This is a genomic window from Hyphomicrobiales bacterium (assembly GCA_017642935.1).
Lineage (GTDB): Bacteria > Pseudomonadota > Alphaproteobacteria > Rhizobiales > MH13 > MH13.
On record JAEPOK010000002.1, the window covers coordinates 374,854 to 386,564 of the forward strand.

At 63.4% G+C, this 11,711-nt stretch carries 5 protein-coding genes; all 5 read right to left on the reverse strand.

The genetic code is table 11. The features are described from left to right. Positions 1–16 precede the first annotated feature (16 nt). The 5 genes from addA to JJ917_11165 are packed head-to-tail and all read right to left on the reverse strand — an operon-like array spanning position 17 to position 11,416. Positions 17–3,550, reverse strand: a complete 3,534-nt coding sequence (gene addA, locus JJ917_11145; protein ID MBO6699376.1) for a double-strand break repair helicase AddA — start codon at positions 3,548–3,550, stop codon at positions 17–19. Beyond that, positions 3,547–6,648, reverse strand: coding sequence for a double-strand break repair protein AddB (gene addB / locus JJ917_11150; GenBank protein MBO6699377.1), 3,102 nt, complete (start codon positions 6,646–6,648; stop codon positions 3,547–3,549). Before addB ends, addA begins: the two co-directional genes overlap by 4 nt. Before the next feature lie 14 nt (positions 6,649–6,662). Continuing rightward, positions 6,663–7,373 carry a nucleotidyltransferase family protein gene (locus tag JJ917_11155; GenBank protein MBO6699378.1) on the reverse strand — a complete coding sequence of 237 codons (711 nt, stop codon included), beginning with the start codon at positions 7,371–7,373 and terminating at the stop codon, positions 6,663–6,665. After that, complete coding sequence (gene tsaE, locus JJ917_11160) at positions 7,373–8,872, reverse strand: tRNA (adenosine(37)-N6)-threonylcarbamoyltransferase complex ATPase subunit type 1 TsaE (protein ID MBO6699379.1); 1,500 nt, start codon at positions 8,870–8,872, stop codon at positions 7,373–7,375. Before tsaE ends, JJ917_11155 begins: the two co-directional genes overlap by 1 nt. A 6-nt stretch (positions 8,873–8,878) precedes the next feature. Continuing rightward, the gene (locus tag JJ917_11165; GenBank protein ID MBO6699380.1) at positions 8,879–11,416 is read right to left on the reverse strand and encodes a PAS-domain containing protein; all 2,538 of its coding nucleotides are present in this window, start codon (positions 11,414–11,416) and stop codon (positions 8,879–8,881) included. Positions 11,417–11,711 lie beyond the last annotated feature (295 nt).

Genomic DNA, 11,711 nt, shown 5'->3' on the forward strand with positions numbered 1-11,711 from the left:
TTGCTGAAGTCGCCGGTCAGCGATCGCGATTGATACCAAGACGTTGCGCGGTTGCGTTGATGGTCTCCGGCGCGATCCAGTCAAGGCGCGGCTCCCCTGTCCACAGCAAACCACAGCGCACCAGACGGGCGGGAAACAGTCGCGACAAAAGACCAGAATAGAGCGCGATTTGGGCCAGATAGTCCGGAACAACTTCATTTAGTCGCGACAAAGGCGGTGTGGTCGCATTGGTCTTAAAGTCGACCGCCCAGACCTCGTCTTCGTTTACCACAAGCCGGTCGATCGTGCCGGTAATTTGGCGCATGTCGCCGCTGGTGTCGCGCAACGATCCGCGCAGCGGCACTTCAGCGCGTGATGTCGGACCGAACAGCGTGGGCGCCTCGGCCATGGCATGAACGGCAGCGGCTTGGTCGCGGGCCTTTGTCACAAATTGCGGATCGTTCGCCGAGTCGAGCGCGCGAGCCATCGCCTCGGCCTCATCTTGTGTCGGCAGGCGCGGGCTTTCCAACAGGCGGTGGACAAGCGTGCCGAAGAGAAGCGCCTCGGCCTGACCATCCTCCTTAAGGCTTTCAACGGTCCTCAAATGGCGGTCGGCGGCGGCTAACTCCGACCAGTCGGTTGCCGATGAGGCCAGATCCTTTCGCGCCTGCGATGGTCGCAGTGGCGCAACGGGCACGGGCGGCGGGGTCGGCTCCGCCAAAAGACGATTCAGCGCAGTTGTATCGGGCGCCTGTTTGCTGCCTGAACCTCCGGTTTGATCGAGTTCTTCACCGCCATCCGGCCAAGGATCGGCCCGCCAGACGCGCACAGGCGCGCCCTCGGGCAAGCCCTCCAGATCGCCGACTTCACGCGCCTCCGGGCCAAGGGCTTGGTCGATCAAATCGTACCAACAGCCGGTTGGCGGATCGGTCTCGCTGGTCATGTGACCTGTGACAATAAGCTGGTCACGGGCGCGGGTCATGGCGACATAAAGCAGGCGGCGATACTCCTCCAACTGGCGCTGTTTGCCAGTTTCTTGAATGGCCGCATAGGCGCTCGCACGCGTGTCACCGGCCAGCAGAACCAACGGCGGTTTGGCCTGGTTGGTGGACCCTTCCTCTTCCACCGTTTCCACCACGCCCGACGGCGCGCGCGGCAGGCGGCAGGTGTCGACCAGAAAGACCGTGCCGGCCTCCAACCCCTTGGCGCCGTGCACGGTCATGATCCGCACCTTGTCGGCGCGCGCTTCCATGTCGCGTTTGATATCGAGTTTCAGCCGCCGCAGCGTGTCAAGGAAGGCTTCCAGATTGGCGAGACCGGAACCCGGCCGGGTTTCTTCGGACCGTGCCAGACGTAGCAGTTCATCCAACGGATCGCGAGCATCCTCGCCAAGACGGGCAAGCATCTTCTTGCGACCGCCATCGCGGCCAAGCACAGTGGAAAGGAAGCTGAAAGGCGAAGCAAAATCGGCCATGGCCCGCCACCCGGCAACATCCAGCGCGGCCTGGCGAATGGCCGGATCATCGGTCGGTGCATAGAGTGCATCGATCAGAAGGCCCTGCCGATTGGCGCACAAAGCCTCAAGCCTTTCATCGGACAGACCGACAAGCGGCGAGGTCAGCAGGCAGGCGAGCGAGAGATCGTCTTCGGGCAACAGCACCGTCTGCATCAGCGCCATCATGTCTTCGACCGCGATGTGCTCGGTGAGCAGCAAACGATCGGTGCCGGCAACGGCGATGGCGCGCTGTTTCAACGCGCGGTTGATCGCGTCGGCCATCGCGCCGCGTGTGCGCAGCAAGATCAAAACGTCGCCGGGGTTCTGCCCGCCATCAACCAGGCTGCGCACGCGTTCGCCGATGGCTTCGGCCAGTTGCAGATGCGGCGCGGGCAGCGCATCGATCGGCGCGGTCCAATCCTCTGGTTCGGGTTCCTTCTTACCCTTGATCACCGGCCAAAGCTCGACCCGGCCTCGGGCCTGGCGAAAATGCTGGTGGTCGAGGCCGATATCCTGCGTCACGCCCTGCAACGCCTCGGCGCGCGCAAACACCGTATCAACGGCGGACAAGACATCACGGGTGGAGCGGAAGGAAAGCAGCAGAGACAGCCGCCCTTCAAAGCTGCTGCCGCCCTGCAACGCCTTGGTTTCCAACGCCCGGCGCGTGCCATCGAACTGGCGCGGATCGGCGCCCTGGAAGGAATAGATCGACTGTTTGTCGTCGCCGACGGCAAAAAAGGTCGGCGTCACACCATCCTCCCGCCGGCCCTCACCATCGAAGAAATCATCGGTCAACGCGCGAATGATCGCCCATTGCTGGGCGGAGGTATCCTGCGCCTCATCCACCAGCACATGGTCAATACGCTGATCGATCTTGAACCGCACCCAGGCTTGCGCCTGCGACCGCGTGAGCAGGGCGGCGGTGCGGGCGATCAGATCGCCGAAATCCAGCGTTCCGCGCGCGGTTTTCAGCGCTTCGAAACGGTCAAGCACGGCAAGCGCCACGCGCATGAGATCAGCGAAATCGACATGGGCCTTGAGGGCCAAAACGCGATCTTGCTCGGTCTTCAGCCAAAGCCCGACATCGGGAAACTGGTCTCGGACCTTGCCAGCAAAGTAGCTGCCCTCGACTTTGCGCGGCTTGCCGTCGCCGGTCAGAAACGCCTCGCGCCAGAGCGCCTGACCTTCTTGCGCGTCGGCGGTCGACCAGGCCCGCAGCAAGGCTTCGGCCCGTATGGCATCGCGCGCGGTTCCAACATCACGGGCCGTCTGCACCAAGGCCTCAACGCGCGCCTTGGTCAGGCTGGCAGACGATTTGATCGGATCGCCCAGCATCTGACGCGCCGGTTCAACGCGACCATTCTCCAGGCCAAGCATGGCCGCATGCAGGTCGATGAGGTGAGCCAGGCGGGCCTCGAACCCTTCTTTCCCGGCTGCATCGAAGGCGCGGATCAGCGCGTGGCGCGCCCGCAGCACCGCGTCCAGATGGTCGCTCACCGTGCTATCGGCAAAGCGCGCGGCCATGCCTTCAAACGCCTCGGTCAACGCCGGATCGCGGCCTCGTGCGGCCTTGGCGATAACATCGGCCCGGGCGGCCTGCATCAGCGCGTCAGCGTCGCGATCATCCAGCACGGTGAAGGATGCGGCGACACCGGCTTCGAGCGGAAACTGATGCAGCAGCGACTCGCAGAACGCGTGGATGGTCTGAATTTTCAGGCCGCCAGGCGTTTCCAGGGCACGGGCGAAAAGCCCCCGTGCGCGCTGCAAGTCGCGCGTGGTCGCTTGGCCCTGAAGGTCTTGCAAGACGTCGCCCAAGTCCTGGTCGGGCAGACGGGTCCAGCGCGCGAGTTCGCTGAACACCCGGCTCGCCATTTCCGCGGCGGCGGCCTTGGTGAAGGTCAGGCAAAGCAGGCTTGCCGGGTCCTGCCCGTCCAGCAGGAGGCGTAAGACCCGGCGGGTCAGCACAAAGGTTTTTCCGGCGCCGGCGTTAGCGCTCACCCAGGCCGACCCTTGCGGATTGGACGCCTTGGTTTGAGCCAGGCGCGTTGCTTCGGGCACCGTCGGAGTGAGGCTCATGGACCGTCGCCTGCGGATTCATCGGCGGCGCGCCATTCCTTCACGCGCGCCAACTGATGGTAGGGGGCCTGGTCGCGGGCGCGCTCCGGTCGAAGGAGCGGCGTAAACGGTGCACCGAGAAGAAAGGTCGCCCATAGGGCTTCCAGCTTGGCCATCGCTTCGGCGGCCAGCTCACGAAGTTCTTCAGCATCGTCGAGGGACGTCACCTTGAACGGGTCGCGGTTGCCGCCGGTTTGGACGTAGCGGGCAGCGCGCGCCGGGTGCGGCGAAACGTCCCTGAAGCCGCCTGCGCCAAGCATCGCGACGCTCAAAGGCAGTTGCGGAGCAAAGGTTTTGACCTGGGCAAGGCTTGGCGGATTGCCGGTTTTGAAATCCAAGATGGTGGCCGTGCCGTCGGCGTAAAGGTCGATCCGGTCGGCGCGACCCGTTAGGCGGCACACCTGCCCGGTGATCTCAAGATCGAGAGCACCGGAACGCTCCGGGATGCGCCTTTCTAGGCCGGCCGACCAGTCACGCTCAGCCTTAAGGTAGGGCGGCAGGACCCGCGCAATGCGCTGGGCCCAGAGCGCTTGGATGTCCGGAAACGGCTCAAGCGCTTGCAACTGACGCTCCGCCTCGGCCTGCATGGCGGCAGGCCAAGCCTCTGGTGGCGTTTCGTTGAGGGTCGGTGCCAGCGCCTCGAACAGGGCATGGAACAGCGTGCCGCGCTCTGCCGGGCCAGGCGGAAGGCCTAATCCCGGTGCCTCCTCCAGCTTCAGCACACGGCGCGCATAGACGGTGTAGGGGTCGCGGATGAGGGTTTCTACCTCGGTGATCGACAATCTGGTTGGCGGCACCTTGGGTTTGGGTTCGGGTCGCGGTCGGGGTGACATGCGGGCTGGGGCATCCCAGGCGCTCGCGGCTGCCAGCAGCGGAGCGGCGCGAGCCCGCATTTGTTGGCCGGTTTCTTCGGGAAGAAACGCGAGCAGACGCTGCAGCCAACGCGACGGCACGGTCGGCGTGCCATCGACCTTCAGCGCGCGGGTGAGCGTGACCTTGGGCTGGCCGAGCGCCTGTTCCACATCGTGCGCGGATAGGCCGATACGGCGCTCGGGGATCGCCAAATCCATGCCGGCCATCATGGCGCGCGATAGGAAGGGGCTGGCGGTCGGCAGGTTCGGCCAGACCTTCTCGTTGAGGCCGCCAAGAATGGCGTGATCGACGGCCTGCAAGCGCGCTTCCAGCGGTCCCCAGATGTGCAAGCGCGGATCGGCCGGTCGTTCCGGACGCACCACGGCTTCCGTCAGCAAAGCCTCCAACAATGTGGGCGCCTCATGGCTTGCCGTCGACAGCCCGACGGTTTCGGCGTCGCGCAAACCAAGGCGCAGCGCGGCCAGCGCTTCTCCCGCCGGCCCCGAGTAGAGCGGACTGGGCGCGGTCTGATCATCGGTGGTCGTGAGCGTTTCGCAAGCGGCAAAGAGGGCTTCGGTGTAAGCGGCGAACGGCGTTTCGGCCGCGTCCAGAAAGGCCAATGCGGCGAAGGCTGTTTCCAAACGGTCGATGAGCGCCAGGGCGCGGGCGTCGTCGTCCGGTCCCAACTGACCTCGGATGGCGGGCACACGGATGGTTTCGTCATCGCGTTCAGCGGCGCGTTGCCGGATTACATCGCGCAGCGGATCGAGACCAGGCGCCAGTGCCAATCCGCGCAGCGCCAACCTCTCCAAAAGACGAGCTTCGGTTCTGGTGGAGGCGGGACTCTGTCCAAGAGTGCAGAGCGGATGCTTCAGGAGCGCGAGGAGCGGGATTGCTGCAAAGCCGGATTTCCAGGCATCGGCAGCCAACATCATCAGTCGGGCCGGTGGAGTTTCACGCAATGGCGTGCCGGCGCTATCGTCACTTGAAAGGCCGAACCGCTCCAGTTCCAACTGCACCCGGCGGGCGATATTACGATCAGGCGTTACCAAGGCGACGGTTTCTTGCTCGGCCAGCGAGGCTTTCATCGCCATCGCGATGGCAAGACTCTCGTCGCCTTCGCTTGCCGCTTCAAGGACGGTGATTGGGTCAAAAGCGCTTGTCGCGTCAGGACGCAGCGTTGGCCAGGCGGATGTGCTTGTGGCGGGCAGGAAAACGGCCGAGACCAGCGTCTGCCGTTCCGGCGATCTGCCCGCCAGTTCGGTTACATCGGTCCGAGTGGCCTGTATGGTGGCGAGCAAGTTGTAGAGGCCGTGCTGCGGATGGCTGGCGCTTTCAGGCGTTTCTTCGCCAAGGCTGTCGAACGCGGCATCAGGCATTGTCTGGTCGAGACCTGGCAGCACGACCGCGCCATTGGAGGCCCGAGCAATGGCCGTGAGCAATCGCGCGGTGGCGGGGATCGAACCGGTCGAACCGGCAGCGATAACAGGCCCAGCATGGTCGCCAGCAAGAATGCGGGCGGTGCGCGCATCAAGGAGCAGACGGCGGCGCGTGGCAGTATCAACCATGCCTTCCTCGGCCAGGATGGATGGCCAATTCTGTGTCACCAGGGTGAGCAGAGTGAGCGTCAGTTGCCAATAGGCGGCGTGATCGTCGGGCACCAGATCGAACAGCGCCTGCCAGTCGCTCTCTTCGGTCGCGACCTGATCGATCAGATCGGCCAACGCTTTGGCCAGGTGCGCACTTTCGGCCACGGACTGGGGAAAGATCGGTTGTTGCGCGACGTTCGTGTCGGTCATCGCGCGGCGCATAGCTTCGCCGGCCGTGCCGATGAGGCGGGTTAGGATCAGGCGACGTTTGAGCGTGGGCATGGTGGCAAGGTTGGGCGGCTCCAAGGCCTCGCGGTCAATTGCGATCTGGTCCGGATCGCTGCCCTGCGGGATCAGAAACTCATCCTCGTCGGCGTCAGCCAGCGTTCGGATGGTTGGCAGAAGCGCGGTGCCGCCCAGTTCGTCGGTCAGAACCTCGGCGAAAGCACGGGCGGCGCGGCGCGTTGGCAAGTAGAAGGTGGTGTCGATGCGCGCCAGCGGATCATCGACAGGACCGACGTTCAGCGCGCCGCCAAGCCAGCCTTGCGCGAGCTGGGTCAGAAAGGGCCTGTGCGATCCAATGGTGTAGAGATTGAGTCTCGCGGACATGTCGCCCATCTGGCGCGAGGCGCCTAGAGCTGTCCAGCCTGTTTCAAGGCTGTTTCAGCGGTCGCGATAGCATCCGGTGTGCCGACCGTGAGCCAGAGACCGTCCAGCACGTGGCCGTAAAGGCGGCCGGAGGCGATGGCGCGGTCGAAAAGCAGGTTCAGCGAGAAGGGGCCATTCGGCAGATCGGTGAAGATCGCAGCGCTCATGATCGCGGTGCCGGTGTAGGTGTAAGGCACCGGCTCCGCGCCGCGGCGGATCAGCTGGCCGGAGGCGTCCCGGGCGAAATCGCCCGGATGGGCTTCAAGGCCGACACTCCGCTCGCGCCGCACCAACAGCAGAAGCATGTCCATCTGCTCCGGGTCGAACCGGGTTGCCATGTTGGTGAGCGCTTGATCATCGCCGATCCAGAAACTGTCGGCATTGGTGGCAAAGAAGGTTGGTCCGAGCAGCCGCAGGGCGCGGGCGATACCACCGCCCGTCTCCAGAAGCTGATCGGTCTCAGGGGACAGGGTGATGGCCGGAACGCCTTCTCGCGCCGCGCAATGGGCTTCAATCTGGTCGGCCAAATGGTGGGTGTTGACGACGGCCTGGGTGACGCCAGCGGCAGCAAAGGTGTCGAGCACGCGGTCAAGCATGGTCGCGCCGCCGACATTGACGAGCGGCTTGGGCAAGGTCTCCGTAATCGGACGCATGCGGGTGCCGAGCCCTGCGGCGAGCACCATGACCGGATGCATCACGCTTCCTCCGGCAGAAGCTGGTCGTAGAACGGTTTGAGCGTCGCCAGCGCAGGGTGTTTCAGGCATTGGCGCATATAAGCTTCGACGCGCGGCAAATGCTTCAAATAGCCGGGCTTGCCATCGCGGGCATTAAGGCGGGCGAAGATGCCCAAAATCTTGGAGTTACGCTGGGCACCCATCAACGCGACGCGGGCCCGCAACCAGTCTTCATCAGCACCGGACTTGGCCAAATAGACGTCGATGAGTTGATCCTGCAGGTCAGTCGGGACCGTGACCCGGGCATCGAAAACCAGCGAGGCGATGTCATAGGCCGGTGGTCCGAGCAGCGCGTCCTGAAAATCGATGAGGCCGATGCGATCGTTGCCCGATGCCTCCGGCTGCCAAATAATGTTCGGCGAGTGATAGTCGCGGATGGTGAGCGTGCGCGGTTCCTCGTCGAGCGGCGCCAAGAGGTTCTGCCAAGCAGCGAAAAAGCCAGCCCGGTCGAAGTCGTCGGCTTCAACACCGCGATGCGGTACATACCAATCGGGGCAAAGCGAGATCTCGGTAAGAAAAACCGGCAAATCGTAACGATGAAGCCTGTGTACGCCATCGCCAGGAACCAGCAGTCTCTCTGACCATGACGATCCATGGACGGCGGCCAGCAATTCCACCGCTGCTTGGTAGCGAACACGGATTGGGTTGCCCCCCGCATCAACAACCGTAGCGTCGCCAAGATCGTCGAGCAGCACGAGGCCTGCGTCGAGGTCAGCAGCATGGATCGAGGGGGCGGCAAAACCGTTGTCCCGAAGTGCCGATCCGACCGCCACAAAAGCGTGGACACTTTCGGCCAGATGGACCAGTTGGCTGTAGGGCTTCGCAGCCTGTTTCACCTCGCCTGTGTCAGGCTGCACGGCCGGGCCATCGGGCTGCCGGGCGGCATCCATCACGATCAGCGGCTCATTCGCCAAGCGCTCATACCGGCGGGTGGAGGCATCGCCCAACAAGCGTTGCCGCGTTGCCTCTGTCCGGTTTGCGGTGCCCAGAAATGCCCGGATGGCAAGGCTGCGGTCGATCCGCTTCAATAAGGCGTCAGGGCCTTTGAAACGCAGGCCCCGCGCCCGCTCGCCCTCCATCGCGAAATAGAGCGTTATGGCATCGGCAAAAGTTCCAGCGCCGGCTTGACCTGGCCATTCGACCAGGCGGATGGCCGGATCATCCTCGTCATCCAGGCCAAGCTCGACGATCTCAGACGGGTCAGAGAGACGATAAAGGTCGGCATGCAGGACCGGCGGGTCGGCCTCATCGTACCGCTGCACCAAGGTATAGGTGGGCGAGGGCACCTCAAGGGCGGGGTCCTTGGCAAGTGCGCGAATGAAGGCGCGGGCGAAGGTGGTTTTGCCGGCGCCCAGATCACCATCGAGACGGATCACCCAGCCGGGCGCCGCGACCATGGCGATGTCCTCGGCCAGCTGCTCGGTCGCGGCATCGCCAACAAGCTTTAAAGGGTCGCTCATGCGGGCTTATTCGGCGGCCTGGTCAAGCGGCGCGGACTCTTCAGGGTTGAGCGGCAACACACAGCGCACAACCGTGCCAAGGCCCTCGCGCGACCAAAGCTGCATCGTGCCTCCATGAAGCTCGACCAGCGCGCGCGACAGGGTCAAGCCGAGCCCGGCTCCATTGCCGACCGTGTTCTGGCCGGTTTCAAAGGGCTCGAACGCCGCCTTGGCCTGCGCCGTGTTCATGCCACGGCCCTGATCAATCACGGACACCACGACGCGCCCACCGTTGGCGCCTTGTTCACGGCGGGTTTTGACCCGCACTTTTGAGCCAGGACGGGATGAGGCGACAGCATTCGATAGGAGATTATAGAGCACCTGCCGCATGCGCGTCTCATCGACGACCAGTTCGGGCACGGCCGGGTCGAGCACATGATCGATCGTGATGCCGGCGTCGAGCAAGCGATCTTTCAGGCCGAGTTCGGCATCCTCCACCAATTTCAGCGGTGCAATCGTATCGAGTGATAGCGTCAAGATGCCGGCGTCGACGGTGGCAAGGTCAAGAATGGAGTCGACCAACGCCACCAGCGACTGGGTGGAGGAGAGGACGAAGTTCAGATAATCGCGCTGACGCTCGTTGAGCGGGCCGGTTTCTTCGTCATCCAGAAGCTGGGCGAAGCCGATGATCGAGGTGAGCGGCGATCTCAGCTCGTAGGAGACGTGCTTGATGAAGGTGGTTTTGATCCGCGCGGCTTCTTCCAGCGCGGCATTGCTCTCACGCAACGTGTCCTCAATGCCGACAGAGGCGGTGACATCGTTGGCCGTCAGCATGGTCGCGCCACCTGGCAAAGGCGTTGCGATGAGATCGATGACGCGCTCATCGGTAAGGCTCATGCGGCTGATGATGCCTTCACGGCGCTGGCCGAGCGAGCCGACTAAGCCCACCAACTGATCGATCACCCGGCGATCACGGGCGAGATCACGGATCGGCGCGGTGATGTCTTTAACGTGCGCGCCGATCTTCACCTCGTCAGGCGACAGCTGCCAAAGCTGGCCAAAGGCCGGGTTCACCAGCTGCAATCGCCCGTTGGAGCCGAACACCGCCACCCCTTCGCGCAAGGCATCGAGCGTCGCGGCGCGCACCTGCGTAAGAGCAGTGAAGCGGGACTTCAGCTCAACCTTTTCGGTTTCGTTTTCAAACAGCCAAATGGCACCGCCATCGGCGTTCGGCGCGGTGATCACGCGCAGGAAGCGGCCATCATGCAGTTCCCAATCATCGGTGATCGGTTCGCTGGCCGTGTAGGCAGAGGTGAACTGCTCGCGCCAGCCGCGATGGTTGCCACTTTCAGGCATCTGGCGGGTGGACTTGATGTAGGTGAGCACGGTCGATTCATGCGGATGCTCGTCAAGCACACGACGCTGGAAGCCGAAAAGCTCCGCAAAAGCAGCATTGTAAAAGGTAACGTGGCGTTCGGCGTTGAAGACGCACACCGCCGTGTTGAGCGCGTTGAGCATGCGTCCTTGGATTGCGTGCACGTCCTGCAGAACTTGCTCGAAACGGGTCTGATCGCTGACCGGCACGGCGTAGCCGGCGGTAACAACGGTCCCGGCCTTGGTGGTCGAGCGCAGATGCACCAAGCGATCACCATCGCCACTCTGGCCGGCATCGGCCGGCTGGCTGTTGGCGATACGCCCGCCATCGGCATGGATCGCGTCGATCTCGCCCCACTGCGTCTTGTTGCCGACGACGCTGCGCGCCGAGACGATTCCATCGGCTGCTGATTTCACGCCGCGCTGTTTGAAAGCATCATTCGACCAGGAAACCAATCCGGCAGTGTCAGCCGTCCAAACCGGGAAGTCGACGGCGTTCAGAAGCTGTTTCAGATGGTCGCTTTCGGCTTCCAAATTGGCGCAAAGGTGCAGGGCGTCGGCAAAATCGCGCTGCAAACGTGACAGGTCGCGCAGGCGGATCACAAGCTTGGCGCCAATCGGACGGCCATGGATGTTGATCAGCGTACCGCCCTTGGTGCGCACATCAAGGTCGATGCGTTTTCCGGTCTGGCGCAACTGCTCAATCGCGTGGCTCAGTTCAGCGACATCGTCGGCCTCGATCCAGCGCGCGAAATGCGGCAAGTCTTGCGGATCGTCGGGCATCGCGGCCTGTTCAGCCGGGCAATAAAGAACCGTCGGCTCGCCGGACTCAGTCAGCATCATCAGCCCGTCGCCGGACGTGTCGAGAAGACTTTGAGTGAGATCCAATTCGGCCCGCAAGCGGGTCTCACTTACCGCGCTTTTCAACGCCCGACGCTTGGCGCGGCGCAGCGCAACATAGCTCGACACAGCGAAAACACCGGTAAAAAGCGACAGGCCGATCAAAGCTGCGCTGCCCATGGCGAGCATCGGACCGCTCATCATGCCATCGAGAATATGGGTGTGGGGGGCTGCGAGGGGATCAGGCGCGGTTTGGGCTCGTGACCCGGCTGGCAGGGCAGCGAACAGAGCCGTCGTTGCAAACAGAGTTGCCGAGCGCACAGTCGCAGTGCTTGTGTAGTGACCCGCCATGCCTGTCCTGTCTTGCCAGCCTCTTGCCAGCCCTTTGCCAACCCAAAGGACAGACTTCAGCCCTCGCGATCCGAGCCGCGCGGTATCGAATCACTGACAAGGTATAGGCAGGTGGACTCCTCTGGGGAGTGAACAAAGCGCAAACATAGAAATCCGCCACCACAAAAGTGATGGCGGATTCATGTGCGTTGCCGAAGGTTAAGCCGGCTAACGAGCATTTTGGCTGGGACGCGCTCCGTTCCTCGCTGGACGCTCGGAACAACCGGCATTCCTCTGGCTCTGTTCCTCGCTGGAC